Here is a 24,644-nt window from a genome sequence, read left to right as displayed (position 1 = left end):
CTCTAGCCATTTTTCTCCAATCTCGCAGTGACTGTGGGGTGACGCCGATTGCAACGGCGAGTTCTGCCACCGCTCGATTAAGGGGCGGCATCATTTGCAGAACCGCCCAATCCTTGAAGTCATTGTCATAACGTTTCGGCATTGCCAAACACCTTCGCCCCCTTGAATGATTGAGTCAAACATCAGAGGTGACAGATAGGCTGACACGGGGGGCGTTTGCCAAAAGTGACCCGCTGTAAGAGCGGAACCCTAAGTGGCCGTTACCGAAGAAACGGATATGTACTCAATCCCCACATCTCATGCTAACCCCCTGGCCCGCCAGCAAAACACCGCACTAACCGCAATCGCCGCCCCCGCCACGCCAAACACCCAAGGCGCCGACGCCACCGGCAACAACAACCCCGCCAGCAAAGGCCCAAGCCCCGCTCCCACATCCCGCCAAACCGCATTCGACGCCAACGCAGAAACCCGCATCGCCCCCGGATTACGCTCCGCCACCAACGTCGTCACCAGCGGCAACTGCAACGCGCGCAACACCAACACCGCCGCCGCCCCCACAATCACCCAGTGACTACCAAACGCCCCCAACGCCAACGCACTAAGAAACGAAAACAGCAACAACATCGAAGTAGCACCAAACTGCTGAGCGAAGCGCCCCCCTAGCGGACTCAGAAGCAACTCCGAAACATATCGCAGCGCCATCAACCCACCGGCAATCAATACCGCATTCCCACCCAGCATCTTCTGCGCCTGAATCGACAAACCAAAGATAAACAGCCCATCCAGCGCCACCCCTTCGATAAACGACCAGGTCGCCACACTGTCAGGCAACTTGAACCGCCGCCCCGGCGTGCCATGCAAATTGTGACCCGCAGTCGGCAACCCCCGCGCCATCCACAACCCCACCAGGCAACACACCGCCAGAATCCAAAAGATCGGCCGCGGCCCCACCTGTAACGTCAGCCACCCACCCAACGGCAAAGCCAGCATCGGCCCCAGGGCAATCAACGCCCGCGACCGCCCCGCCCGCCGCGCTGCACCCAGCGGTTCAGAGGTGGCCAACACTTGAGTGGAAAGGTTCAACGCCGCAAAACACAGCCCCCAGACCAACCGCAGCCCGAGCAAGGCCGCAAAGCCGGACAGCATCGAGTTGCCAAGGGCACACACCGCCGCCGCGCCGGCGGCGATGGAGCACGTCAGCCGATCACCGTTGCGGGCATAGAAATTCAGAACATGCTTGTAGCCGAAGATCCGCACCAGGCGGTTGGCCGCCAGCAGCACCCCGGCCTGGGCCAGGGTGATACCAAACGCCTGGGACTCCATCGGCAGCACCAGGTACAGCAACACATCACTGGGCAGGCACAGGCCAAGGGTCAGCGCGGCACGGCGGGAGTGGGAATCAGCACTGCGTTGGGCCAGATCAGACATAAAGGCTGAAACATTCAGAATTATTTAGACGGCCACGGTAGCCGCCTACCTCAATGTTTTACAAGGCCCAAATAATTAAACCTTGGCGCCGTCCTGCATCAGGCGCAACCCGCTGGCCACCGCGCCCACCAGTGCGAACCCGCACCCCAGCCACAACGCGTACTGCGGACCGCTGCTCAGGGACAGGTGGAAGCACAACGCCACCAGCGAAGCGCCGAGTGTCTGCCCCATCAACCGCGACGTGGCGACGATCCCGCTGGCACCGCCACTGCGGGCGATAGGCGCACTGGTCATGATCGCCTTGAGGTTGGGCGACTGGAAGAACCCGAACCCGGCGCCACACAGGGCCATGCGCCAGCCGATATCGAAGGTCGAGGCGTCGTTGCCCAGGGTCGCCAGCGAGGCCATGCCCGCGCTCAGCATCACCAGGCCGATGCCACACAGCAACGCCAGGGAGATACGGTCCGCCAGCCGCCCGGCAATCAGCGCCATCACTGCCACCACCGCCGGCCACGGCGTCATCAGGAAGCCGGTGGCCACCTGGCTGTGACCCAGCACCGTTTGCAACAGGAATGGCAGCGACACAAACGCCAGGCCCTGGGCGCTGAACGCGCAAATTGCGGTGAGGGCCGACAAGGTGAACAGCGGGCGCTTGAACAGATCCACCGCCAGCATCGGTGCCGGGTGCCCAGCCTGACGGCGGATCAGCAACAGCCCGCACAGCAGCGCCACGGCGATCAGTCCCAGGGTCAACACCGCCTGCGCGCCGTGCACCGCCGAACCCAGGCCCAGCACCAGCAGGGCGAACAACCCGGCGCAGAGAATCGCCGCCAGCCGGTCGAAGGCATGCCCGGTGATCGGGATCACCGGAATCGCACGCCCCCCCAGCCACAAGGCCAATGCGCCCAGGGGCAGGTTGATCAGGTACAACCAGTGCCAGGTGGCCACCGACAGAATCGCCGACGCCGCCGTGGGCCCCAGGGTAAAGGCCAGCCCCACCACCAGCGAGTTATACCCCAGCCCCCGGCCCAATATTTTTGCCGGGTAGATATGCCGCAACAGCGCAATGTTCACGCTCATGATCGCCGCCGCGCCCAGGCCCTGCACCACCCGGGCGGCGGTCAGCGTCGGCAGCGACCAGGCCAGCCCGCAGAACAGGGACGCCACCACAAACACCAGCAAGCCGCCGAGGAACACCCGGCGGTGGCCGACCACATCACTCAGGGAAGCAAAGGGCAGCACCGCAGCGATGGTCGCCAACTGGTAGGCATTGACCACCCAGATTACCGAGGCGGAGTCGGTGCCAATGCCTTCGGCCAGGGTCGGCAACGCGGTGTTGACGATGGCCGTGTCGAGGGTCGCCATGCCGATCCCCAGGGAAATGGCGACAACCGCCGCGAGACGTTTATCACTGGGCAACCCATCAGCTACTGAAGACATGGACAATCCGCACACGTGGCAAAGGCCTGTAGATTACGGGCAGCGGCCTTTTTTTTCAGCGGGCAAATGCGTGGCTGTCCAAATATTCATGTTCAGGTGCGCCAGTTGCCCATTCGGGCCATCTGCACCAGCACCTCGGCCAGGGCGGGCTGCGGCGCGCTGTTGACGGTGACCAGCGCCACACAGCGGCTCGGCCGCAAGGTGGCCGCTGCCGTGACGGCACGGCCGCCGAGATCGAACCCACCCAGCACCGCTTCAGGGATGTGCAAGGCGTTCATCAGGTCCAGCACGTCCTGGCCGAGAACGACTTCCTGAGTGACGGCGGGTGCAGCCTTGTCCAGTTGCGTGGTGCTGCCATGGCCCCGCAGGTACGGAATGACCACCCGAAAGCCCTGGGTCACCAGATGCGGCGCGACCTCGGCAAAACGCTTCAAGTCGCCATCAGCCCCATGCAGCAAAATGACCGGCCGGCCGTCTTCCGGGCCGGCTTCGTAGTAGCCGATATCCAGCAGGTCGGTGCTGACCTGGCGAATCGTCCAACGCGCAGGCGCCGCCAATACCGGCAATGACAGCGCGACCGAGGCAATGGCGCTGGAAATCAGAAAGCGACGACGATTGAAAAAAGACATGGGTTTATAGCTCCGAAAAATACGCCACAGGAAGGTCGTCAACGACCCCCACGATCAACTCACTGCCGATCCAGCCGGCCAGCCACTCACCGGCTTGCGCCACGCCCTCCTCTTCCCCCAGGCGCTCCACCAGAAACTCGCACAGCCCGGCAAAACTGCCGTCGCCTTGCAGATGCACCAACGCCTGGAATTCCAGGGCCTCGACTTGCCGCAAGCGCGAGGTGAACTGCCGACGCCACACCAGCAACCCACCGGCCTCGGCCAGCATCACCGCCTCGGGCGCCGGGGTTTGCTGCCATAACGCCGACCAGATCGCCTCGGCATTAGTGGTCAGCCCGTGGCAACGCAGCGACGGCGTGAGTTGCAGGCGTGCCGTGTCCCAATCCACCGCCGCCAGCACATCCATGGGCAACGGGCTGGCATCGGCGGCGACAAATGCCTCGTTGAGCGACGACTCGATCCAGGCCAGTTCATGCACGTCGGGATTGTTGGGGAACCGTTCACCCAGGGTCAGGTGAAAGCCCTCGGGATAGACGTCCAGGGTCCAGGCATGGGGCGGATACCGGTCGATATGGCTGATGCACGCGGCCAGAAACGCCTCATCCCCCAGCCAGCGCCGCAGGTTGGGAAACGCCTGCTCCAGGCAACCCACCAACTGCGCGCGGTAGTTATTCTGGTAAACCGCCAGGCCTGCGGCCTTGTTACCCAGCAACTGGGCCGACTCCTGCGAGGCACTCACCAGCCAGGTGTGAAACGCCTGCTGCCATTGCGCGAGATTCATGAGCGCACCTGCGCACGCTTGTAGGCCTCGGAAGCACCCAGCATGCGGGCAATGGACAGCTCCTCCAGCAGCTCTGCCAAGGGCGGAATCTCGTCATCGCGCTCGATCATCGTGGCGACCGGGCCGAGCAACGCAACAGCCCTGGCATACAAATCCCAGACCCCGTCACACACCGGGCTGTCATGGCTGTCGATCAGCAAATCGCGGCCCTGACTGTGGCCGGCCAGGTGAATCTGCCGCACCCGCTCGGCCGGAATACCGTCGAGAAATGCCAGGGCGTCGAAGCCATGGTTGCTGGCGCTGACAAACACATTATTGACGTCCAGCAACAGCTCGCAGCCGGTGCGCCGGGACATGGCGGCGATGAATTCCCACTCGCTCATGGATGCGCCATCAAAGGCCAGGTAGCTGGACGGGTTTTCAAACAACATCGCGCGGCCCAACACGTCCTGGGCCATGTCGATATTGGCGCATACCCGGTCCAGTGCCTCATCGGTATAAGGCACCGGCAGCAAGTCATGGGAGTTGAAGCCTCCACTGCGGGACCAGCTCAGGTGGTCGGACACAAACAGCGGTTCGATCTCGTCCACCAGCGACTTGAGGCGCTTCAGATAATCGAGATCCAGCCCCTCAGCCGTGCCGATCGACATCGATACACCGTGCAGCGCCACCGGGTACCGCTCACGAATCTGGCGCAGGATATGCCGGGGCTGGCCGCCCGCGACCATGAAATTCTCGGAGATCACTTCAACGAAATCTACCGCCACCGGGGTCTCCAGGAACTCACTGTAGTGCTCCTTGCGCAGCCCCAGGCCGTAGCCCGGAAAACGCGGATTGGGTGTCGGCATCACATGGTCTCCGTTAAAAAACTGTAGGAGCGAGCTTGCTCGCGAAAAACCCAAGAACAACGCGAGGCGTCAAGCACCCCGCGTCATCGTTAACGGTCTTACTTCGGCTCGGTAGTGGTACCACCCAGCTTCAAGCACTCGGACGGAGTCTTAACGACAACGCCCTCACCCTTGCAGCTGTTGAGACCCTTGCAATCGTTCTTGGCCGTGGCGCACAGGCTTTCGCCTTTGCAGTTGTTCACGCCGTAGCAGCGACCCGGCTGTTCCGGCTGGTCGGCGGCGCTGGCGGCAGCGGCAAAAGACGCCGACGCCATGGCGATCAGGGCGGCAGCAGTAGCAAGACTCAAACGGGATTTAATGGATGTGCTCATGGGTATTACTCCTCAGGGTGGGGTTTATTTGATGACGGATGCAGCGTCTTCGATGACCTTCGCCACAGCCTCGGGCTGGGAGATGTACACCGAGTGGCTGGCCTTGATTTCAGTGACTTTCGAGCCGGCGCGCTTGTACATCCAGCGCTGCAGATCGGGGCTCAGGGCACGGTCTTCGGTGGACACCACGGCGTAGGTCGGTTTCTTGTGCCAGGCCGCAGCCCACACGGTGCCGCCGAACAGCGCAGTGGTGGCCGGCACTTGGGAGGCGGCCATGAAGTCGGTGCGGTTGGTGGTCAGGTCGGCAGCAAAGTCGGCATTGAATTTGGTGCGATCAAAGAACAGGTGCCCGTCGCGGGTCTGCTTGACGTCATTGCTCGGCGCCGGCATCGAAGACAGCAGTTGGCTCATGTTTTCGCCGACTTCCGGTTGCAGGGCAGAGACATAGACCATCGACTTGACCTTGTCGCGGTCACCGGCAATCGAGATCACCCCGCCGCCGGAACTGTGACCCACCAGCACCACCGGGCCGACTTGCTGCTCCAGCACTTCGCGGGCCTCGGCCACGTCGGCGGCGAGGCTTTCATGGCCCTGATGCACTACGGTGACCTTGTAGCCCTTGTGAATCAGGATGTCGTGCACCACTCGCCAGCCGGAGCCATCGACGAAGGAACCGGGCACGATCACCACGCTTTTACCGGTGCCCGGCTGGGGCTTGGCTGCATCGGCGGCCGAGGCCACTAACGGTGCAGCGAGTGCCATGGCGATCGCCAGGGAAGAAAGAATACGCATGCGACTCTCCACAGGCCTTGGGGCCTGATCATTGTTGTGAAAGGGTTAACGGCGTTGGCCGGACAACACGCGATCCAGTGACCAGGCCCCGCCGCCATACGCCAGCAGCGGCAACAACAGCCCGGCCCAGGTCAGGTGGGTCGGCCAGGCATCGGGGTACACGAACACCTCGATCACCAGGGTCATGCCCAACAGCGCGGCGGCCGCCGGGCGGGTCAGCAGGCCCAGCACCAGCAACAGCGGGAACAGATGCTCGGCGTAGGTCGCCAGGTGTGCCGCCCAGTCAGGCGGCACCAGCGGCAAGGCGTATTCCGAACGAAACAAGGTGTAGGTCGACGGCTTGAGTTGCAGAAAACCGGTCACCTTGGTGCGGCCCGAGAGGAAAAACACCGAAGCGATACCCACGCGAGCCACCAGCAACAGCAGCGCCTCAGGCAGCACACGCTTGAGCACCGCAGGGGCCAGGGCAATCATGGTTGTTCCGTCAGGCTGCCGAAGCCTTTGGGGGTTTTGATCTGGGTGCAGGTACCTTTGTCCACCAGCACCCAGGCGTTGCCCTGGTAATCCGCCTTGGCGGTACCGGCGCAGGAAGTACCGGCACCGGCGGCGCAATCGTTGGCCCCGGCGAGGGACACGCCGAAGCATTTTTCCTGAGGTTTGGCATCCTCGGCATGGGCGGTGGCGGCGAAGGCACCGAGGGACAGTGCGAGGGTGGCAGCAAGGGCCGCGTAGTGGCGCTTCATGGTTGAATCTCCTGGCTTGACTGAATGTGGCCAGGGCGCTTGTGCGGTGCGTGACCACTTGCGCCATCTGGTAGACAGATTTAAAGCCAGGCGTGTATCCCGTCTGTGTCGCGTTCCCTCCTGCTAATCATGCCGCTGTATCAGATGGGTGCTGATACACAGTCTGATACACAGCCAAAAAAACCGCGCCAAACCACCACCGTTTTATTCGGCATCCCGAACGACACAATTAGAAATATTCGCCTTTCCGAACACTCCTCTCTCGCCGCCTCCGACGACCTTAAAAATCACCATAAATTTCATACGGTTGTTGTCATCTTTGTTACATGCCAACTGGCATACATTCTGCTACATCAGGTTTTCTAGTAATAAAATGTTTCTGAATTGAAACAGTCTCATCGCCTGAACCCCAACGGCCCCGCGCCCTATAACAATGTCCATGCCCCAAAGGAGGGCGGCAATTCTCACCTTTTTGATCGACTTCAACTCTCCAAGCCTGCTGCCGCACGTAAGCACCCAAAAGGGCGAATGGCCTGATCGCCAATAACAAGCCCGACTACAAAAAAGGACAAATTGATGAGTTCGAGCAAATACCACGCAGTGTCCTTCACGGACCTCGTCCCCCAGGCCCCGGACCACACCGAGAGCGCAATCGGTTTTGGCCCCTTTCTCTTGTTGGCGCGCCAGCATGTATTGCTGCGCAACGGCGAGCCGGTGACTCTCGGCAGCCGCGCCTTGTACTTGCTGATCGCTCTCGCCAGCCGGGCTGGCGAGTTGCTGGAAAAGTCCGAACTGATCTCCTTCGCCTGGCCCAAGGTGGTGGTGGAGGAATGCAACCTGCGCGCACAGATCGTTGCGCTGCGCCGGGCGTTGGGGGATGACGGCAACTTCAGCTACATCGTCACCGTGCCGGGCCGGGGTTACCGGTTTGTCGCGCCCGTGACGATGCAGGCGGTGAGTGAAGGCGCTATGACCCAGGCCCTGCTGCCCGCCCCGACCATGGAGGCACCGAACCTGCAACCGCCGCCCACCACGGTGATTGGCCGCGAACAACTGATCCTCAGCCTCGCTGACCAGCTTCTAAGCCAGCGCTTTGTGACCATCACCGGCCCAGGCGGCATCGGCAAGACCACCGTCGCCCTGGCCGTGGCGCAACTGCTGCAGGGCCGCTTTCACCAGGGCATGTGCTTCGTCGACCTGGCCCCCGCCACCAGCGGCCAATGGGTGGCCGGCATGCTCGCCAACGCGCTGGGCATTCAAAGCGTGAGTGACGACCCCTTGCAAAGCGTGGCCTCGATGCTCGCCAACAGCCCGTTGCTGCTGGTGCTCGACAACTGCGAGCACGTGCTGCAAGCCACCGCCGACGCCGTCGAAGTGCTGCTGCGCTGCGCGCCCCAGTGTTGCGTGCTGACCACCAGCCGCGAACCGCTGCGGGCCGAAGGCGAGCGGGTGCACGACCTCGCACCGCTGCTGGTGCCGGACGAAGACTTAAGCTTGAGTGCCGAGCAAGCCATGACGTGGTCGGGCATCGCGTTGTTCATCGAACGGGTCAAGGCCCTCGATCCCGGCTTCGTGTTCAAGGACACCGACGTCGCCGCCGCCAGCGCCATCTGCCGCAAGCTCGACAGCAATGCCCTGGCCATCGAAATCGCTGCGGCGCGGGTGCGTACCTTTGGCATCCAGGACCTGGTGGGTTTGCTCGACGGCAGTTTCCGCCTGCAAATGACCGGCCGACGCACCGCCCTCGCCCGCCATCGTTCACTGAGCGCGACGCTGGACTGGACCTACTCGATGCTCACCGGCGACGAGCAGGCCATGCTGCGTCAACTGGCGGTGTTCACCGGTTCCTTCACCCTGGATGCAGTCAAAGCCATGACCGCCAGCAGCACCCTCGACGCCCGCAACGCCCTGCCCTTGCTGGAAAGCCTGATGGACAAGTCGCTGCTGATCGCCGGTGAATCGCAGTTGCTCAAGCGCTACCGCCTGCTGGAAACCACCCGCGCCTACGCCCTGGAAAAACTCAACGAACACGGCGAAGCCGACGCCACCCGCCGGCGTCATGCACGGTATGCCCTCGGGGTTTTGCAGGAAGCCGGGCAAACCCTCGACAGCCTTTCTCCCGAGACCTGGGTTGGCCTCTATGGCCCGGAAATCAACACAGTCCGCGCCGCACTGGAGTGGGCCTTTTCAGCCTCGGGCGACCTGCCCACCGGCATCGAACTGACACTGGGCGGCGTGCCGTTGTGGCTGCGCCTGTCGCTGGTCAGCGAGTGCCGTACCTGGGTCGACAAAGGCCTGGCCAGCGCCGACACCACCCCGCTGCCGCTGCGCCAGCGCATGCTATTGCAAACGGCCTTGGCCAGCGTGCTGATGCTCACCTACGGCACCGGCGGGCCCATGCGCGAAGCCTGGCGCCAAGTGCGCGAAGACGCCCGCGACCTGGGCGATGCCGAGCACAAACTGCGGGCGCTGTGGGGCCTGTGGAGTGACCGCTGCGGCTGCAACCAGTACGCCGAAGCGCTGGAACTTGCCGAGCGCTACATCAGCCTGAGCCACAGCGGCAACCAGCAACTGCTGGGTAAACGCATGCGTGCAGTGGCGTTGTTTCACATGGGCGACCTGGCCGGCGCCCGGCAGAATATCGACGAGGCGCTGGGTTCACCGTCGGCGCCGCGCTCGCACATTATCGACGTGCATTTCGACCAGCGCATCGCCGCCCGCTGCCTCAAGGCGAAGGTGCAGTTGCTGGAAGGCGATGTTGACCCGGCGCTGCGCCTGATCGGCAGTTGCGTCGATGAAGCCATCACCCTCGATCACCCCGCGACCCTCTGGTACACCCTGTGCCTGGGGGCGATTCCCCTGGCGCTGTTGGCGTCCAACCTGCCCAAGGTGCGTTATTACCTGGGCTTGCTGCAGAGCAGCACCACCCAACAAGACTTGCATATCTGGCGCCAGTTTCGGTTGTGTTTCGAGAGTATTTTGCTGATTCGCCAGGGCTCGCCTGAGGAAGGTGTGCCGCTGTTGGGTGAGGCGTTGCATCACTTGAGTGGGCAGGGAGACAGCCAGCTGTATAGCTTGCTGCGCTGTGAATACGCCTTGGGTCTGGCGCGACTGGGGCTGGAGAAGCTGGCGCTGGAGGTGTTGGAAGACACCTTGCAATTGGCGCTGGGGCGGCATGAGCATTGGTTCGTGCCGCAGATGTTGCGTATCAAGGCACAGCTGATCTTGCGTCAGGCCCAGTATGGGTCGGTGGACAAGGCCAAGGTGTTGCTGCGCCAGGCGTGGGTGGATGCGCAGTTGGCCGGGGCGCACTTTTGGCGGGCGCAGATTGCCAGTGACCTGGCCAGGTTGCAGGAACCGAAGATGCGGATTGCTTCGTTGCCCCGGTTTCAGCATCGGTAGGCGGCCGTTATTCGGTACGCACTTGAGTGTTCTGGGGTGGGGGCAATGTTATGGGGCAGGATTTCTGATCGGGTCGGGTACATATCCGTTTCTTCGGTAACGGCGGCTATTGGTTCCGCTCTTACAGCGGCTCACTTTTGAATAGCGCAAAAGTAAGCAAAACGCTCTTGCCCCACCACTCGGCACCTCGCTTGGGCTCGGTGTGCCCGCACTCCGGCAGCACGAAGTGGGCCGCCGCGACGGGGCGTCCCTGCCCCGTCGCGGCTAAACCGGCGTCCTGCCGGTTTACCCGCTCCGTACTGCCTACGTTCGGCCAGCGTGGTTTAACGGGGCGCCTAAGATCAAGATCAAAAGCAGATCAAGGGCACAGCGGCCTACAGGCCGGCTTGAGTGTGGTGAAACAACAGCAACAGCCAAATCAAAAGCTAAAGCGGGCACGGTCCAAATGTGGGAGCGGGCTTGCTCGCGAAGGTCGTTAACGATGACCCGGGCATCCTGATTCAACGCGGCGGTCTCAGGTTTTTCGCGAGCAAGCTCGCTCCTACAGAAAAGCAGCCCTGCTTTCGCTCTGGATCTTGCCTCTGCTTCACCACACTCAAGCCGGCCTGTAGGCCGCTGTGCTCTTGCTTTTGATCTGCTTGTGATCTTGATCTACGGGCCCCGTTAACCACGATGGCCGCAAGCAGGCACGGTGGAGCGGGTAAATCGGCAGGGAAGCCGATTTAGCCGCGCCGGGCCATGGATGGCCCGTCGCGGCGGCCCGCGGAAGCGGGCCGGAGTGCGGGCATGCCGAGCCTAAGCGAGGCACCGAGTGGTGGGGCAAAGACCTTTTGGTTACTTTTGGCTGGGCCGGCATTCCGGGCGTTTGCCAAAAGTGACCCGCTGTAAGAGCGGAACCCTAAGTGGCCGTTACCTAAATAACGGATATGTACTCAACCCCAACCCCCTAGCGAAACCGCGCAATCACCGCCTCCACCACCGGATTCGGCCGCTGGGTATTCCACGCGACAGCCGTAGTCACCACATTGAGTTTCTGACTCAACCCACGAAACACCACATTAGCCGGCGCCAGCTTCTTCAACGACGCCGGCACCAGCGCAATCCCCTGCCCATAGCTGACAAAGGCAATCTGCGAGGCCACCGACCGCACCTCATGCAGTACCCGAGGCGAAAACCCACTGGCACGACAGGTAGCGATCAAATTGTCGAAATACACCGGACTGACGTTGCGCGAAAACATCACCAACGGCTCGTTAGCCAGACTCGACAAACTGATGCGCGTGCGGCTCGCCAGCGGGTGATCCGCCGGCAACGCCACCACCAGCCGGTCCTCCGTCAATGGCAATGACTGCACCGAAGCCCCAAGGTCGCCATCCAACCGGGCAAACGCCAGGTCGATATCCCCAGCCTCCAGCGCCGGCAACGCCTCGACGCTGTCGATTTCCCGCACCGACACCGTGAGCTGCGGGTAATCGAGCTTCAGTTGCTCAATCAACCCCGGCAGCACATCGAACATCGCCGTGGAGATCGCGCCGATGGTCAACATCCCCGACTGCCCCGCCACCGCTTCTTCCACGGCGAGCTCCAGGCGCTCCAACTGCTCGGCGAACTTGCGCACCGCCGGCAGGATCGCCGCGCCCACCGGGGTGAGTTTTGCGCCGCGTCGGGAGCGGTCGAACAGCTTGACCTTGAGCGCCTGTTCCAGCACCTGGATCTGCTCGCTCAGCGGTGGCTGGGACATGCCAAGGCGCTTCGCCGCACGGCCGAAGTTCTGCTCTTCAGCTACCGCAAGGAACAACCAGAGGTGGCGAATCAGGCGAAAATTGATCATGGTTTTATCCATAGGTTAAGCGTATGCAAGGCTTCTGTACTTCGTAATATACCTATCATAGCCACTCACTGACACTGGCCGCCTCCGTCACCCGAGGCTTGCCCATGACCCCTGACCGTTTGCTCGATCGCCTGGCCGCACTGGACACCAACACCGTGTCCGACGCCCTCGACTTCCTCGGACTGCCCGGCGCCACCGTGGGCCTGCGCCCGCTGTGGAACTGCCCGAAGATCGTTGGCCGCGCCAGTACCGTGCTGCTCGGCCCCAAGTCCGACATCGCCCCCACCGTGCACTTGATCACGCCGGTGATCGAACAGGTTGAAACCCGCGACCGGGTGCTGGTGATTGCCGGCGGTATCGAGGGCATTTCCTGCTGGGGCGACATCATCGCCAACGCCGCAGCGCGCAAACACATACGCGGCACGGTGATTGATGGTTTCAGCCGCGATATCGACGGCAGCGAAGCCATCGGCTATCCGGTGTACGGGAGGGGCGTGACCATGATCAGCGCGCGCAACCGCGTGGTGCAGCTCGACGCCGGCGTGACGCTCAACGTTGCTGGCGTGAGCGTCAGCGAGGACGACTACGTGATCGCCGATACCTGCGGCACGGTGTTCGTGCCCCAGGCGGTGATCGAAAACGTCCTGGACCTGGGCGAGCGCATCGCCCGCCGCCAGGACGGCATGGTGCAGGCGGTGCGCAGCGGGCGTTCGGTGGTCGAGGTGATGCACGACGCACAGTTTGAGGCGATCACCCGATGAGCGCCGATATCCAGCGGCTGAACCCGCGCCTGGCCAGCGCACAACCGTCCGCCACCTATCGCATCATGGACCGCGTCGCCGAACGCCGGGCACAAGGCGCGCAGGTTATTTCGCTGTGTGCCGGCGAGCCGGATTTCGACACCCCGGCGCATATCCGCGAGGCTGCGATCCAGGCCATCGAAACCGGGCATACCCGCTACACTCAGGTGGCCGGTGCGCGGGCCCTACGGGAGGCGGTGGCAGCGAAGTTCCGGCGCGAAAACGGCCTGGACGTGTCCTGGCAGGACACCCTCGTGTGCAACGGCGGCAAGCAGGTGATCTATAACGCCCTGGCGGCCACCCTCAATGAAGGCGACGAGGTGATCGTGCCCGCACCGTACTGGGTCAGTTACCCGGAGATGGTGCAACTGTGCGGCGGCAAAGCGCGCATCGTCACTTGCGATGCCGACAGTGGGTTCAAGCTGACACCCGAGGCCCTGGCCGCTGCAATCACCCCGCAAACACGCTGGCTGATCCTCAATTCACCGTCCAATCCCACCGGCGCGGTGTACAGCGAGGGCGAGCTACGGGCGCTGGCCGAAGTGCTGTTGGCCCACCCGCAGGTGCTGATCCTGGCCGACGACATCTACGAGCACCTGATCTTTGACGGCCAGGTGTTCCATACCCTGGCCCAGGTTGAACCCCGGCTGGCACCGCGTACATTGACCATGAACGGCGTGTCCAAGGCCTACGCCATGACCGGCTGGCGCATCGGTTTCGCCACCGGCCCACGCTGGTTGTTGGAGGCCATGGAAAAGCTGCAAGGCCAGCAAACCTCTGGCGCCTGCTCGGTCTCGCAACAAGCGGCACTTGCCGCGCTGGAAGGCCCCAAGGATTTTATCCGCAACAGTCGCGTGGTGTTCCAGGCGCGCCGGGACTTGATGGTGAAGTTGCTGAATGACACGCCAGGCCTGACGTGCATCAGCCCCGCCGGTGCGTTCTATGCGTTCGCCTCCTGCACGGCGCTGATCGGGCGTACCTCGGCGGGCGGCCGGGTACTGCACAGCGATGAAGATGTCGCCCTGGCGCTGCTGGATGAGGCCAATGTGGCCGTGGTCCACGGCAGCGCCTTTGGCCTGGGGCCTTACATTCGCATCGCCTATGCCCTGGATGATGCGTCGTTGCGCCAGGCGTGCGAGGCAATCCGCGGCTTCTGCAGCAAACTGCTGATCGAAGAAAAAAAGTGATGAGTTCACATAGATAAATATCGCTAATGGTGGCGTTCGGCCCTTCTTAAGATTGGGGCCGAACAGGACAACACTCACAACAACAAGGTCCGCCCTCATGTCTATGCCTGAAGTCATAAAACCCGCTGTGCGCAGCCAATACCGCTGGGTGGTTGCGGCGCTGATTTTCCTGATCTACACCGTCGCCGCCGCCGACCGGGCCAACCTCGGTGTGGCGCTGCCGTTTATTCGCCAGGAATTTGAAATGAGCAATGCCCAGGCCGGCGGCCTGGTCAGCCTGTTCCTGCTGGCTTACGCCCTGGCACAACTGCCGTCGGGCTTTGCCTTCGGCCGCTTTGGCGTCAGCCGGATCCTGCCGGGGGCCATGGTGCTGACCTCGTTGCTGACCGGCCTGGTGGGCACCGCCAGCTCACTGCTGGCGCTGAAACTCTATCGCCTGGGCCTGGGCATCGCCGAAGGCCCGCTGCCCATCAGCATGACCACCACCATCAACAACTGGTTTCCGGCACGGGAAAAAGGCACCGCGTCGGGGATCTTTTTGTCGGCCGTGAAGTTCGGACCGGTGATCGTGCCGCCGCTGTGCGCCGTGATCATTTCGGTGTGGGGCTGGCGCGAGATTTTCTACTTCTTTGCGATCCCGGGCATCGTGCTGGCGGTGGTCTGGTACTTCCTGGTCACTGACCATCCGTCCCGCAGCCGCTTCGTCAACCCGGCCGAACTGCAGTACATCGTCGAGGACACGGCAATCAGCCAGACCGCCCGCGTGCACAAGACGCCGGCCTGGGTTGAGAGGCTCGACCGGGTCATCCGCACCCGCGATGAAAAGCCTCTGGAAACCAACCGCCAGGTGTTCAAGTCGTGGAACATCTGGGGTTGCGCCACCAGCTACTGCTTTCAGCTCGGCGTCTCCAGCGTGCTGCTGGCGTGGATTCCCACCTACCTGATGACCGTCAAGCAGTTCTCGATCATGAACATGGGCCTGGTCTCGGCAGCGCCCTGGGTGGGCGCGGTGCTGGGCAACCTGCTGGGTGGTTTCTGCTCGGACCGCCTGATGGGCGGGCGCCGCAAGCCGGGCATGTTGCTGTCGGCCGTCGGCACCTCGTTGATGATGTACCTGCTGATCAATTCACCGGCCGAACCCCTGCCCTACGGCTTGCTGCTGATGCTGACCGGCGTGGTGCTGAGCCTCGGCTTCTCGTCCTACATGGTCTACCCGATGGGCCTGACCACCAAGAAGACCTTCCCGATCTCCAACGCCATCGTGAACATGATCGGCCAGTTGGGCGCCGCCGCCACGCCCTTCATCACCGGCCTGCTGCTGGACAACTACGGCTGGAACTACGTGTTCGCCTGGCTGGCGATCGGCTCGTTCATCAGCTTCATCATTTTGCTGACCATTGCCGAGCCCCGCCCGGCCTCCAGCCAACCGACCTGATTTGTCACCCCACGAGGAGTTACCCATGTCGCCCCAAGACCAAGAATTGGTTGACCTGTTTGCAGGCCTGGACACCCCGGGCGTGTCCGACGCCCTGGACAAACTCGGCCTGCCCGGCCAGTGCCTGGGAATCATGCCCCTGGACAACTATCGCCAGGTGGTGGTCGGCCCGGCCTTTACCGTGCGCTACGTCAGCGCCAGCACCCCGCCGGGCACCGTAGGCGACTTTATCGATGACGTGGCCGAAGGCGATGTGGTGGTGATCGACAATGACGGGCGCACCGACTGCACGGTGTGGGGCGACATCATGACCCAGTACGCCGGCAGCCAGCGGATCGCCGCGACGGTGATTGATGGCGTGTGCCGCGACGTCAGCAAGGTCCTGGGCGACGGCTACCCGCTGTTCACCAAGGGCCGGTTCATGCGCACCGGCAAGGACCGGGTTGAAGTGGAAGCGGTAAACCAGCCGGTGTCCATCGGCCAGGCCCGGGTGTGCGCCCGGGACATCGTGGTCGCCGATGCCAATGGCGTGGTGATCGTGCCGCGTGAGCGGGCCCATGAAGTGGCAGCCTGTGCGCGCTCGATTGAAGCGGTGGAAGCACGTATCCGGGGATTGCTCGATGAAGGCAAATCATTGAGGGAAGCGCGGGCAGTGCTGGGTTATCACACCCTGCAACGCAAGGGCTGAGACGCACCGGGCCGCTCCGCTGATCCAACAGATTTGCGCAGCGGCCCCTGCATTCCTCACACTACCCGCCCTCACCGCCTTCCCCGGAATGTGAAAAATGTCCGACCTGTTGCTCAAGCCTGCCCTGCCCGGCATTGCGTTGAGACGATGGCGTCTGCTGCACCGCGTCAAACAGACTCACGCCGCCGAGTTGTTCCACGTCACCCAGTCGACCATTTCCCGCTGGGAAAGTGGCGTGCAGGCCATGGAGCCTGCAGCGCACCGACAACTTGAACAGTTGCTGGCCGCACGCCTGGAAGCCGCCGCCGATCAGGCCCTCGCCCGGCTGGTCAAGGAAAGTCCGCGCCCGATGCACCTGGTTTGTGACCTGACCCATCGTCTGCTGGCTTGCTCGGCCTCCCGTGCCGCCGAGTTCAGCAGCCCGTTGGCGGACCTTCTGGGGCATTCACTGTGGCGCTTCGTGACGCCGGAAATCCTGCGCATGGAGTCCGCGCTGGATGACTCGGGCTGGCGCGACAGCCTCGCCCCGCCGGCCCTGGAGTTCATCACCGGCACCAACGACTCCACGGTTGTACCGATCCGCCAGAGCCTGTGCCGCTGGACCCGCATCCCCCTGAGCGATGGCACCGCCGCGCGGCTGGTCGAGACGCTCTAACTCCCCGGCGCATATTTTATGCGTGGACGCTTCGCACCACCGCGCCTAGTCTTGAATCCTTAACCGCGACCCTGCCGGGGCAGATTCATGGACATCGAAAAACTCAAGGGCCGCCTCGACTTCCTGCGCGAAGCGGAAAAACTCAAGGACGTGCTCAGAAGCGCGCATACCTCTTCCGGCCGCACCGAAAGCACCGCGGAACACAGCTGGCGCCTGTGCCTGATGGCAATTACCTTCGGGGATGAGCTGGCCGGCCTCGACCTGCTGAAAATTCTCAAGATGTGCGTAGTCCACGACCTGGGAGAGGCCATCCACGGCGACATCCCGGCAGTCGACCAGGCGCAGTTCCCCAACAAGAGCCAGCAAGAACACGACGACCTGCTGCTGTTGACCCGGGCACTGGATGAACCGCTGCGAGCCGACATTCTGGCCCTGTGGGACGACTACGAAAACGCCCGGTCTGCCGAGGCCAAGGCAGTCAAGGCCCTGGACAAGCTGGAGACCCTGCTGCAACACAACCAGGGCCTGAACCCGCCCGACTTCGACTACGCCTTCAATCTGGCCTATGGCAAGAAACACACCAGCGCCTGGCCGATTTTCCAGACACTGCGCGAGATCATCGACCAGGATACAGAAGCAAAAATCCAGACTCTCAACCGGTAGCGCGAACTAGTTCGCCGGCCGCAACAGCTGCATCTGCTGGCGATAGTCATCCGTCACCTGCCGCGACTGGCCGCTACTGGTAATCACCCTCGGTGTGATCAGCACGATCAGTTCGGTGCGGTCCTTGGACTTGCTGGTGTTGCCAAACAACCAGCGCAAACCGGGGATTTTCCCCAGGTACGGCACCGCACTCACGCTCTCGGCGTTGTCCTGCTTGATCAGCCCGCCGAGCAACACGGTCTGGCCGCTTTGCACCGCCACCTGGGTGGACACCGAGCGTGTGGAGATACGCGGGTTGTTGGGCGTGTCGCTGCTGTTGGTGGTCTGGTTCTCGGCGTCGCTGACCTGTTGCTGGATGTCCATGTACACCAGGCCGCCCGGGTTGATGCGCGGCACCACGTCGAGGATCACCCCGGTCTGCACGTATTCGACGCTGCTCAAGGTGCTGTCGGAATTGCCGGTGTTGACCGTGGTCTGGCTGATGGGGATGTTGTCGCCCACCTGGATCTGCGCTGGCTGGTTGTTCATCACCACCAGCGACGGCGCCGACAGCACCTGGGTGCGGCCGTTGGTTTCCAGGGCATGCAAGGCCACTTGCAGGTTGGAGCTGACGAAGGAATAGAACAACGAATCTGCGCCCAATCCCGCCCCGCCACCGCCCAGCGCGCCCTGGCTGCCAGGAGTATTGGCCACCGTGGTGCTGGTGGAATTACCCGCCAGGCGGCCCAGGTACCATTGCACCCCGAGGTCCAGTTCGCCGGTGAGTTTGACTTCGAGGATGCGCGTCTCGATCTGCACTTGCAGCGGCGGATTGTCGAGGCGCTTGATCGCCGACTCGATCTCCTTCCACTGCACCGGGCGGGTGCGTACCAGCAGTTGGTTACTGCTTTTTTGCGCGGTGATCCGGGTGCCGGCGTCGAGGCTTTTGGCGGCAGTACCGTCGGCGGCGCCCTGCTCTGCGCTTTCACTGTCTTCGTTGGCGCTCGGGGCCTGATCCTCGTCGTCGCCGGCCTGCTGGTTGTTGCTGATGCCCGCGCTATTGCCGCTGTTGTTCAGGCCACCCGAGGTGCCGCCGCTGGTATTGAGTGAGGACAAGGTCGCCGTGCGCAAACCCGGCGCCACCTTGGCTGGCGTATCGTCCTTGATCGCGCCGGTGCCGTAGATCTGCCGCAGGTACTTGGCGAGGTCTGTGGCCTTCATGTTGCGCACGTCATAGACGTACATTTGCGGCTCGTTGCCGCCGCCTTCGTCGATCGTATGAATCCAGTCGCCGACTTCGCTGAGGTACTGCGGCTGGGAGGAGATTGCCACCACCGAATTGGTCCGCTCAATCGGCAGGAACCGCACCATGCCCGCCAGGGGCATGCCGCTGTCGGGGCCGAACATCTTTTGCAACTCGGGCATCAACTCCGCGACCGAAGCCCGCTGCAAACCGAACACCCCGACCGACATGCCTTTGAGCCAATCGACGTCGAAGGTGTCGATGGTGTCCTGGTAGTTGGCCAACTCATCCGGCGTACCGGCCAGGCTCAGCACATTGCGCGCCGGGTCCACCAGCAGGAACGCGTTTTCCGGGGCGAACGGTTTGAGCAGTTTCTGCATTTCCGTGGCCGAGATATAGCGCAACGGAAACAGCCGCGCCGAGAGCCCGCTGGAGGGTTGCGACACGCTCATTTCCGGCACCAGCTTGCCCGCCACCGCCTGGTTGGCGGGCAGAATCACGTAGCGCTGGCCCTGGCGGATCATCGCATTATCGGTCCAGGACAGCAGGGTTTCGAGGATCGACAACGCCTGCTTCTTGTTCACCGGCTTTGAGGTGGAAAAGCTCACGTTGCCTTTCACGCCCTGGGCGATGCTGTAGTTCTCGTGCAACAGGTCGCCCATGACGCTGTTGATCACCGCTTCAATCGGCTGGTCGGCGAAGTTGAACACGATGTCGCCACTGGCTTCATCCTTGACCGCCGGCGCCGGTGCGGGCTGGCGCACGAACTGCTGGTTACCGCGAATCAACTGGCGCTGGGGCGGCGTGGGCGCCTGGGGTTGGCGACTTTCAGCCGCAGGCGACTCGCTGGCCGGGTCCACGGCGGGCCGTTGCGAACCGGTGCCCTGCATCGCCTCGTGGAGCAAGGCATCGTCCGGGTCGAGGTGATCGGGGAATGACCCACAGCCGCCCAGGGCGACGGCGGTGGCCAGGCAAAACACGGTGGTGCGCAAGGCGCGAGGGGAAGTATCGATCAAGGGGCGGGCTCGTGAGGAAGGGAAATCGGGGGGGTGGTGGACGGCGGCGGCAAACGCAGGGCGCTGAGGCTCAGGGTTTGCGTGCGGCCGTCCAGCACAAAACGGGCGTGCAGCGGTGTCAGGTGTTCCAGGCGCCAGCCGTTGGGCAGGGTCTGGCCTTGGTGGACCTTGAGTGGCGGGCCGTCTGCGGGTTTGAGCAGCGCGACGCGAAGGTCGCCGTCGAGCAGCACGCCGGTCAGCTTCAGGCTCGACAGGCTGGAAATCTCGGCCTGGCCCACGGCCGCGTCGGGGCTGCGGTCGGGGCTGAACAGCGGCGCCTGCCAGGTGCCGGCGAGGCTTTCCAGGGTCGCACTTGGGGCCACATGAACCTTGGCCGAAGCATTGGCGCGCGTAGCGGAGGCTGGCTCATCCAGCCACTGGGGCGCATCGCCGATGCTGCTCAAGATGCCCACCATCAGCAGGCCCAGCAGCCCGGCTACACCGAGCAATCCCCACTCCAGAGGGCGCAATGAATTGATCATCGGCGGGCCTGCGTGGCCGCTGCCGGTTGCAGATAACCGCGCACCAACAGGTGCACCACCAGCTTTCCGGCACCGCCGCTGGCGGGGGCATTAGGGGCCCGGCGGATGCTCATTTCATCCACGAACAGGAACGGTCGCTGGTACTCCAGTTCATGCAGGATCGCGGTCAGGGGCTCGATGGCGCAGTTGAGGGTCAGGCTGACTTTCACCTGGCGATAGGGCTCGGTGTCGTCCTGCTCCGGAGTGATGGGCATGCGCTGGGTCAGGCTGCAACCGCCGCCGAAGCTGGCGCGGCTGCTGATCAGGTCGGCGATGCGTTGCATCAGGTCGGCCGCCACGGCGCTGGGGTCATCTCCCGGCAACAGGCTGGTGCTGCTGGCCGGGTCCTGGCGGGCTTGCTCCAGTTGCTCGCGCAAGGCGGCGCCCTGGTGCAACAGGCCGGCATAGCGTTGCTGTTGTTCGCGCAGCTGTTCTGCTTGCTCGCCCATGTCGCGCAATGGCCCGGCGAACCAGCTGTCGATCAGCAGCCAGTAACCGCCGCCCAGCACCAGCGCGAGGATCAGCAAGGCCGCGCCGCGACGTTCACGGGGTGTCAGTGGTCGGCGCATCGGCGGCCTCCTGGTGCAAGTGGGCGCGCAGGGAAAACTGATCCTTGCCGGTTTGCGCATCGGGCTGGATCACCCCTTCGAACTGGGCGTTTTCCAGGCTGTGGCAGGCCTTGATCCGGGTGATCATGGCGCTGGCCTTGGCGCTCTGCCCGGAAAAGGAAACGTCGGCGCCGTCATTGACCTCCAACTGGTCGATCCAGGTGTCGGCGGGCAGGCACGCGGTCAGCTCATTCAGCAGCGCGGCCAGTGGCGGTTGTGCCGATTTGCGGCGGATCAGGTACTGCGCGGCGCCACGGGTGTTGAGCAGTTGTTGGCGCAGGCTCTGGATCTCGGCAACCTGGGCTTTTTGCTGCTGCACCTGCGCATGCATCACGTCGAGCACCCGCTGCCGGTCGTTGAGCCACAGCAGCATCGCGGCAATCAGCAAGGCACCGCACAGCCACGGCAGGCTGCGTTGCAAACCCTTCCCGGCCGGACGCTGGCGCGGACGCAATGGCGCCGGCAGCAGGTCGATACCCATCAGCCCGACCCCGTCGGCCACATCCACGGCATGGGGCTGCAAGCCAAGGGCCGCGCATTCATCAAGCATCTGGTCAAGGCGCTCGCGCAGGATCGCCACCAGTGTCACCTGCAAGTGCGTGGGTGTACGGCGCTCCTGGCGCACGACGAAGTACAACTGGGCGGCATCGAACGGGGTAAAACGGTCCAGCTCATAACCCACCACTGTCGCCAGGTTACGCGCGGCGGCCGGGGGCAACTGCACGGTTTGCACCAGCACCGCCGAGGGTGGCAGTACCAGCACCCGACGCGCCTCGCCGGTGAGCTGTTCCACGGGCGCCGTCAACGGCCAGCGGTAGACATGCTCGGGGATGTCATGCAGCGACAACCAATCCGGCAGGCAGCCATGCAGCTCCTTGAGCCACAGCTGCCAGCCCAATTGCAGCACACTGCCGCGCCAGCGCTGGGCGAAAGGTGCCACCAGCACTTGCAGCCGTGCGGATAAGTGTTCGTTCATTCTTGCCAACGTAGGACTCGATAGGGTTGTGCGCTGCCTTGCGCGGGGCTCAATAACACCGTGGCTTGCAACCGGGCGTGATAGCCGCCGGGACGTTGTGCGCGACTGTCGATCACCAGCACATCACCGGGGTCGGCGCCCGTCGCGCTCTGCCGGGGCAGGTTCAACGCCTGGCGCATCAATGGGCTGGCGAAAGCAGGATCGGGCCGGTCCAGACCACTCCACAAGCTGATTTCCGGGACCAGCCGGCTGTACAGCGCCTGGGTCATGCCGGGCAATTGCCGCAGTTCTTCCACCACACGGAACGGCGGCAGGCCTTCGTTGCGCCGCACTTCCAGGTCACTGGCGAGCCGGCTGGCCTGGGCCTGGGTGGCGCCGCAAGCCAGGGCCAGGCGGGCAAAGTCGGCCGCCTCGGCGCTGTTCAAATACAGCTTGCCGCGCTCGCTGTGCAGGCTCACGAGCAGCTGTGCGTCATCAAACACCAAGGGCATTTCGCGGCCGTCGGCAATCCATTGTTTGCGCTGCAACGGGTCGGCCAGAGCCTGCATGGCCAACGCCACGCCCGCCTCCGCCGCCAGCAACGCCTGGGTGTGCTGGCGATGCCACAGGGCCTGGCGGCTTTCCAGTTGCACCCAACCGGCCAGGCCGCCCAGCAGCAGGCTGAGCAATGCCAGCACCCACAGCACCAGCAGCAGTGCAACGCCGCGCTGACGCTTCATTGGTCTGATGCTCCGCTGGACAGATTCAGGCGCAGGGCAACCACTTGGGTCACCCACGGCACCGGCCCGTTGACGCGCGCCGCAATGCGCACTGCATAAGGCAAGCGTTTGGTCCACGGCCAGTCACTGATCCAGCCGGTGGCCTGGCCCTTGGGCGACACGCCGCGATAGCTGAATTGCAGATCCTCGACGTTCTTCAGCAACACCTGGGGCTCGCTGCGGGTGGCCGGCACACTCACTTGGGCACTGGACTCAAACCGCGCGAACGCCACTTGCAAATCGCGCTGCTCCTCGGGCCCGGTTAACTGCAAAGTGAAGCGCTGGATACCGCCACCGAGCACACCGGGCAAGGTCGCGACGAATTGCAGGCGTTGGGCGGATCCGGCAAAAAAACCGTTGGTTTGGCTGTCGTCCTCAGTCACGTCCAGCGGCAGCGCCTCGCTGATAGAGGTGCGCAAAAACTGTTGTGCGGCGCGCATTTCATCGAGGCTGACCGTGTAGCGCTGGGCCTTGAGCACCGCGCGGTTGGCACCCAGCAACGCGCCGCCCACCAGCGTCAGCAACACACCCAGCAAACTGAGCACGATCATGATTTCCAGTAAGGTAAAGCCCTGTTGACGCTGATTCACGGGCCAGCCCTGTCGGTGACAGCGCGCAATTTCAAGGTGCTGAAATGGGCCTGGCGCCGGGCCTCACTGACGGTAAGGTCAAGGCGAAACAACCGCGGCTGGCCGATACGGGTTGGCTGCTGGGCAATGGTCAATTGCCAATCGATGCCGTCGCCCAGGCTGCCCTGGCGAGTGCCGCTTGCCAGCGGGCCGGATCCTTCCTGGTCCATCACGCTCAAGGCGGCATGGGTCAGGCGGTCGCTGTGGGCGACCTGCAACAACGAGCGCGCGCTCTGCCCGAAAGCGACCAGCAACACCGTGCTGCAAATGGCCATGAGGGTCAGTGCAGCAAGCATTTCCAGCAAGGTGAAACCCGACTGACGCTTCATGGCAACGCCTTGGACTGCACGCTGCCAGTCAGCCAGCCAATATCGATGCGCCAACGCCGCGAGCCATTGGCCAACAACAGGTTGCCGCCGGTGGAACTGCCGTCAGGGTAAAACTCCACCGCAGAGCCTGCTTGCTCGGCGGTGTGCAGGGTCACTTGCAGGTCGGCCGGCCAGTGTTTGACCGGGCGTCCCGGCGCATGGAAGCTCAATTGGTGCATGTCGAACAGCGTCTTGGCCGGCGCCCCGCTGACAATCGCCCGCGCCCGCGTGCTGCGCAGGGCATCGACCATCTGCCCAACCGCCTGACGCTCTTTGGCAACCCGCAGGCCTTGTTGCAGGCCAAATCCCACCAACCCGGCCGCGATGCTGATCAACACGATCACCACCAGCATCTCCAGCAGGGTAAAGCCGCGTTGGAGGGCCTGCATTATTCCCAGTTGCCCAAGTCAGCGCTGTAGCCTTCGCCGCCGGGCTGGCCGTCTTGACCGTAGAAAATCAGGTCGAAGGCCCCATGTTCACCGGGGAAACGATAGCCGAAGGCATGGCCGAACGGGTCCTTGAGGTCTGAGGGCTTGGCGTACGGCCCGGCCCAACCGGCGGCGTTGCCGGATTTCTCGACCAGTTGCTGCAAACTCTTGGGCGGCGACCCCACATCCAGGCCGTAGCTCTCGATCTTCATGCTCAGGCTGGCCAGTTGCGCCTTGCCCGCGCCGTACTTGCCCTTGTCGACATTGCCGCCCACTTGGCGCACCACGATGGTGGCGACGATCCCCAGCAACACGATCACCGCGAGCATTTCCAGCAAGGTAAAACCGCCTTGGCGGCGGGCGGGTTTGAAACGGGTATGGCGCAT

General features: G+C 63.4%; 26 protein-coding genes. 7 read left to right on the top strand and 19 right to left on the bottom strand.

Annotated features, from left to right (window positions below):
• Window positions 1-297: 297 nt before the first annotated feature.
• The 9 genes from AU074_RS19295 to AU074_RS19255 all read right to left on the bottom strand — a co-directional run bounded on the left by AU074_RS19295 (window position 298) and on the right by AU074_RS19255 (window position 7,032).
• Window positions 298-1,428 carry an MFS transporter gene (locus tag AU074_RS19295; protein WP_076016074.1) on the bottom strand — a complete coding sequence of 377 codons (1,131 nt, stop codon included), beginning with the start codon at window positions 1,426-1,428 and terminating at the stop codon, window positions 298-300.
• Window positions 1,429-1,503: 75 nt separating this feature from the next.
• Window positions 1,504-2,868 (bottom strand): MFS transporter, encoded by a 1,365-nt coding sequence (locus AU074_RS19290; protein WP_076016073.1) that lies wholly within the window; start codon window positions 2,866-2,868, stop codon window positions 1,504-1,506.
• A gap of 92 nt (window positions 2,869-2,960) precedes the next feature.
• Window positions 2,961-3,497 carry an alpha/beta fold hydrolase gene (locus tag AU074_RS19285; protein WP_076016072.1) on the bottom strand — a complete coding sequence of 179 codons (537 nt, stop codon included), beginning with the start codon at window positions 3,495-3,497 and terminating at the stop codon, window positions 2,961-2,963.
• Between the two features lie 4 nt (window positions 3,498-3,501).
• Window positions 3,502-4,278 (bottom strand): DNA-binding domain-containing protein, encoded by a 777-nt coding sequence (locus tag AU074_RS19280; protein WP_076016071.1) that lies wholly within the window; start codon window positions 4,276-4,278, stop codon window positions 3,502-3,504.
• Window positions 4,275-5,126: a DUF692 domain-containing protein gene (locus tag AU074_RS19275; RefSeq protein WP_076016070.1), complete on the bottom strand. Its 852-nt coding sequence runs from the start codon at window positions 5,124-5,126 to the stop codon at window positions 4,275-4,277. Before AU074_RS19275 ends, AU074_RS19280 begins: the two co-directional genes overlap by 4 nt.
• A 98-nt stretch (window positions 5,127-5,224) precedes the next feature.
• On the bottom strand, window positions 5,225-5,497 hold the full coding sequence (locus AU074_RS19270; protein WP_076016069.1) for a hypothetical protein: 273 nt from the start codon (window positions 5,495-5,497) through the stop codon (window positions 5,225-5,227).
• 24 nt (window positions 5,498-5,521) lie between these two features.
• The gene (locus AU074_RS19265; RefSeq protein WP_076016068.1) at window positions 5,522-6,289 is read right to left on the bottom strand and encodes an alpha/beta fold hydrolase; all 768 of its coding nucleotides are present in this window, start codon (window positions 6,287-6,289) and stop codon (window positions 5,522-5,524) included.
• Window positions 6,290-6,334: 45 nt separating this feature from the next.
• The gene (locus AU074_RS19260; protein ID WP_010175348.1) at window positions 6,335-6,763 is read right to left on the bottom strand and encodes a DoxX family protein; all 429 of its coding nucleotides are present in this window, start codon (window positions 6,761-6,763) and stop codon (window positions 6,335-6,337) included.
• The gene (locus tag AU074_RS19255) at window positions 6,760-7,032 is read right to left on the bottom strand and encodes a DUF2282 domain-containing protein (RefSeq protein ID WP_003211270.1); all 273 of its coding nucleotides are present in this window, start codon (window positions 7,030-7,032) and stop codon (window positions 6,760-6,762) included. The genes AU074_RS19260 and AU074_RS19255 overlap by 4 nt, the downstream gene beginning before the upstream one ends.
• 576 nt (window positions 7,033-7,608) lie before the next feature.
• Here AU074_RS19255 and AU074_RS19245 point away from each other — a divergent pair.
• Window positions 7,609-10,434, top strand: a complete 2,826-nt coding sequence (locus AU074_RS19245; RefSeq protein ID WP_076016067.1) for a winged helix-turn-helix domain-containing protein — start codon at window positions 7,609-7,611, stop codon at window positions 10,432-10,434.
• Window positions 10,435-11,380: 946 nt separating this feature from the next.
• Here the strand turns inward: AU074_RS19245 and AU074_RS19240 are convergent.
• Window positions 11,381-12,265 carry a LysR family transcriptional regulator gene (locus AU074_RS19240; RefSeq protein WP_076016066.1) on the bottom strand — a complete coding sequence of 295 codons (885 nt, stop codon included), beginning with the start codon at window positions 12,263-12,265 and terminating at the stop codon, window positions 11,381-11,383.
• Window positions 12,266-12,369: 104 nt separating this feature from the next.
• Between AU074_RS19240 and AU074_RS19235 the strand changes: the two genes are divergently transcribed.
• The 6 genes from AU074_RS19235 to AU074_RS19210 all read left to right on the top strand — a co-directional run bounded on the left by AU074_RS19235 (window position 12,370) and on the right by AU074_RS19210 (window position 17,693).
• Window positions 12,370-13,026 (top strand): RraA family protein, encoded by a 657-nt coding sequence (locus tag AU074_RS19235; RefSeq protein ID WP_076016065.1) that lies wholly within the window; start codon window positions 12,370-12,372, stop codon window positions 13,024-13,026.
• Window positions 13,023-14,252 (top strand): pyridoxal phosphate-dependent aminotransferase, encoded by a 1,230-nt coding sequence (locus AU074_RS19230; protein ID WP_076016064.1) that lies wholly within the window; start codon window positions 13,023-13,025, stop codon window positions 14,250-14,252. The genes AU074_RS19235 and AU074_RS19230 overlap by 4 nt, the downstream gene beginning before the upstream one ends.
• Before the next feature lie 97 nt (window positions 14,253-14,349).
• The gene (locus AU074_RS19225; protein WP_256576936.1) at window positions 14,350-15,687 is read left to right on the top strand and encodes an MFS transporter; all 1,338 of its coding nucleotides are present in this window, start codon (window positions 14,350-14,352) and stop codon (window positions 15,685-15,687) included.
• Window positions 15,688-15,712: 25 nt separating this feature from the next.
• Entirely contained in the window at window positions 15,713-16,375 is a 663-nt protein-coding gene (locus tag AU074_RS19220) for an RraA family protein (RefSeq protein WP_076016062.1), read from the top strand.
• 97 nt (window positions 16,376-16,472) lie between these two features.
• On the top strand, window positions 16,473-17,030 hold the full coding sequence (locus tag AU074_RS19215) for a helix-turn-helix transcriptional regulator (protein ID WP_017478976.1): 558 nt from the start codon (window positions 16,473-16,475) through the stop codon (window positions 17,028-17,030).
• An 87-nt stretch (window positions 17,031-17,117) separates the two neighbouring features.
• Window positions 17,118-17,693, top strand: a complete 576-nt coding sequence (locus AU074_RS19210) for an HD family hydrolase (protein WP_076016061.1) — start codon at window positions 17,118-17,120, stop codon at window positions 17,691-17,693.
• A gap of 6 nt (window positions 17,694-17,699) precedes the next feature.
• On the opposite strand, the gene gspD is transcribed toward AU074_RS19210, so the two are convergent.
• Genes gspD through gspG form a run of 9 tightly spaced genes read right to left on the bottom strand, consistent with a single transcriptional unit; the run spans window position 17,700 to window position 24,644 of the window.
• Entirely contained in the window at window positions 17,700-19,931 is a 2,232-nt protein-coding gene (gspD, locus tag AU074_RS19205) for a type II secretion system secretin GspD (protein WP_076016060.1), read from the bottom strand.
• A complete protein-coding gene (locus tag AU074_RS19200) occupies window positions 19,928-20,452 on the bottom strand; it encodes a general secretion pathway protein GspN (RefSeq protein WP_076016059.1) in 525 nt (174 codons plus the stop codon). Before AU074_RS19200 ends, gspD begins: the two co-directional genes overlap by 4 nt.
• Complete coding sequence (gene gspM, locus AU074_RS19195) at window positions 20,449-21,060, bottom strand: type II secretion system protein GspM (protein ID WP_076016058.1); 612 nt, start codon at window positions 21,058-21,060, stop codon at window positions 20,449-20,451. Before gspM ends, AU074_RS19200 begins: the two co-directional genes overlap by 4 nt.
• Window positions 21,035-22,075 carry a type II secretion system protein GspL gene (locus AU074_RS19190; protein ID WP_076016057.1) on the bottom strand — a complete coding sequence of 347 codons (1,041 nt, stop codon included), beginning with the start codon at window positions 22,073-22,075 and terminating at the stop codon, window positions 21,035-21,037. Before AU074_RS19190 ends, gspM begins: the two co-directional genes overlap by 26 nt.
• The gene (locus AU074_RS19185; RefSeq protein ID WP_076016056.1) at window positions 22,072-22,794 is read right to left on the bottom strand and encodes a general secretion pathway protein GspK; all 723 of its coding nucleotides are present in this window, start codon (window positions 22,792-22,794) and stop codon (window positions 22,072-22,074) included. The genes AU074_RS19190 and AU074_RS19185 overlap by 4 nt, the downstream gene beginning before the upstream one ends.
• Complete coding sequence (locus tag AU074_RS19180) at window positions 22,791-23,423, bottom strand: prepilin-type N-terminal cleavage/methylation domain-containing protein (protein WP_076016055.1); 633 nt, start codon at window positions 23,421-23,423, stop codon at window positions 22,791-22,793. Before AU074_RS19180 ends, AU074_RS19185 begins: the two co-directional genes overlap by 4 nt.
• The gene (locus AU074_RS19175) at window positions 23,420-23,791 is read right to left on the bottom strand and encodes a prepilin-type N-terminal cleavage/methylation domain-containing protein (protein WP_076016054.1); all 372 of its coding nucleotides are present in this window, start codon (window positions 23,789-23,791) and stop codon (window positions 23,420-23,422) included. The genes AU074_RS19180 and AU074_RS19175 overlap by 4 nt, the downstream gene beginning before the upstream one ends.
• A complete protein-coding gene (locus tag AU074_RS19170) occupies window positions 23,788-24,219 on the bottom strand; it encodes a GspH/FimT family pseudopilin (RefSeq protein ID WP_076016053.1) in 432 nt (143 codons plus the stop codon). Before AU074_RS19170 ends, AU074_RS19175 begins: the two co-directional genes overlap by 4 nt.
• Entirely contained in the window at window positions 24,219-24,644 is a 426-nt protein-coding gene (gene gspG / locus AU074_RS19165) for a type II secretion system major pseudopilin GspG (protein ID WP_076016052.1), read from the bottom strand. Before gspG ends, AU074_RS19170 begins: the two co-directional genes overlap by 1 nt.

It is taken from the genome of Pseudomonas sp. ATCC PTA-122608, from assembly GCF_001952855.1.
Classification (GTDB): Bacteria; Pseudomonadota; Gammaproteobacteria; order Pseudomonadales; family Pseudomonadaceae; genus Aquipseudomonas.
The sequence above is the reverse complement of the archived record's forward strand: the minus strand, read 5'-3'. Positions and strand labels throughout refer to the sequence as shown.

What these genes read in the sequence shown, in the direction of transcription:
- AU074_RS19235 (WP_076016065.1), top strand. Translation starts at nt 12,370, where the DNA reads ATGACCCCTGACCGTTTGCTCGATCGCCTGGCCGCACTGGACACCAAC.
- AU074_RS19215 (WP_017478976.1), top strand. Translation starts at nt 16,473, where the DNA reads ATGTCCGACCTGTTGCTCAAGCCTGCCCTGCCCGGCATTGCGTTGAGA.
- AU074_RS19225 (WP_256576936.1), top strand. Translation starts at nt 14,350, where the DNA reads ATGTCTATGCCTGAAGTCATAAAACCCGCTGTGCGCAGCCAATACCGC.
- AU074_RS19190 (WP_076016057.1), bottom strand. Translation starts at nt 22,075, where the DNA reads ATGAACGAACACTTATCCGCACGGCTGCAAGTGCTGGTGGCACCTTTC.
- AU074_RS19175 (WP_076016054.1), bottom strand. Translation starts at nt 23,791, where the DNA reads ATGAAGCGTCAGTCGGGTTTCACCTTGCTGGAAATGCTTGCTGCACTG.
- AU074_RS19255 (WP_003211270.1), bottom strand. Translation starts at nt 7,032, where the DNA reads ATGAAGCGCCACTACGCGGCCCTTGCTGCCACCCTCGCACTGTCCCTC.
- AU074_RS19285 (WP_076016072.1), bottom strand. Translation starts at nt 3,497, where the DNA reads ATGTCTTTTTTCAATCGTCGTCGCTTTCTGATTTCCAGCGCCATTGCC.
- gspM (WP_076016058.1), bottom strand. Translation starts at nt 21,060, where the DNA reads ATGCGCCGACCACTGACACCCCGTGAACGTCGCGGCGCGGCCTTGCTG.
- AU074_RS19200 (WP_076016059.1), bottom strand. Translation starts at nt 20,452, where the DNA reads ATGATCAATTCATTGCGCCCTCTGGAGTGGGGATTGCTCGGTGTAGCC.
- AU074_RS19260 (WP_010175348.1), bottom strand. Translation starts at nt 6,763, where the DNA reads ATGATTGCCCTGGCCCCTGCGGTGCTCAAGCGTGTGCTGCCTGAGGCG.
- AU074_RS19210 (WP_076016061.1), top strand. Translation starts at nt 17,118, where the DNA reads ATGGACATCGAAAAACTCAAGGGCCGCCTCGACTTCCTGCGCGAAGCG.
- AU074_RS19240 (WP_076016066.1), bottom strand. Translation starts at nt 12,265, where the DNA reads ATGATCAATTTTCGCCTGATTCGCCACCTCTGGTTGTTCCTTGCGGTA.
- AU074_RS19280 (WP_076016071.1), bottom strand. Translation starts at nt 4,278, where the DNA reads ATGAATCTCGCGCAATGGCAGCAGGCGTTTCACACCTGGCTGGTGAGT.
- AU074_RS19270 (WP_076016069.1), bottom strand. Translation starts at nt 5,497, where the DNA reads ATGAGCACATCCATTAAATCCCGTTTGAGTCTTGCTACTGCTGCCGCC.
- AU074_RS19220 (WP_076016062.1), top strand. Translation starts at nt 15,713, where the DNA reads ATGTCGCCCCAAGACCAAGAATTGGTTGACCTGTTTGCAGGCCTGGAC.
- AU074_RS19230 (WP_076016064.1), top strand. Translation starts at nt 13,023, where the DNA reads ATGAGCGCCGATATCCAGCGGCTGAACCCGCGCCTGGCCAGCGCACAA.
- AU074_RS19295 (WP_076016074.1), bottom strand. Translation starts at nt 1,428, where the DNA reads ATGTCTGATCTGGCCCAACGCAGTGCTGATTCCCACTCCCGCCGTGCC.
- AU074_RS19275 (WP_076016070.1), bottom strand. Translation starts at nt 5,126, where the DNA reads ATGCCGACACCCAATCCGCGTTTTCCGGGCTACGGCCTGGGGCTGCGC.
- AU074_RS19290 (WP_076016073.1), bottom strand. Translation starts at nt 2,868, where the DNA reads ATGTCTTCAGTAGCTGATGGGTTGCCCAGTGATAAACGTCTCGCGGCG.
- AU074_RS19245 (WP_076016067.1), top strand. Translation starts at nt 7,609, where the DNA reads ATGAGTTCGAGCAAATACCACGCAGTGTCCTTCACGGACCTCGTCCCC.
- gspG (WP_076016052.1), bottom strand. Translation starts at nt 24,644, where the DNA reads ATGCGCCATACCCGTTTCAAACCCGCCCGCCGCCAAGGCGGTTTTACC.
- AU074_RS19170 (WP_076016053.1), bottom strand. Translation starts at nt 24,219, where the DNA reads ATGCAGGCCCTCCAACGCGGCTTTACCCTGCTGGAGATGCTGGTGGTG.
- AU074_RS19185 (WP_076016056.1), bottom strand. Translation starts at nt 22,794, where the DNA reads ATGAAGCGTCAGCGCGGCGTTGCACTGCTGCTGGTGCTGTGGGTGCTG.
- AU074_RS19265 (WP_076016068.1), bottom strand. Translation starts at nt 6,289, where the DNA reads ATGCGTATTCTTTCTTCCCTGGCGATCGCCATGGCACTCGCTGCACCG.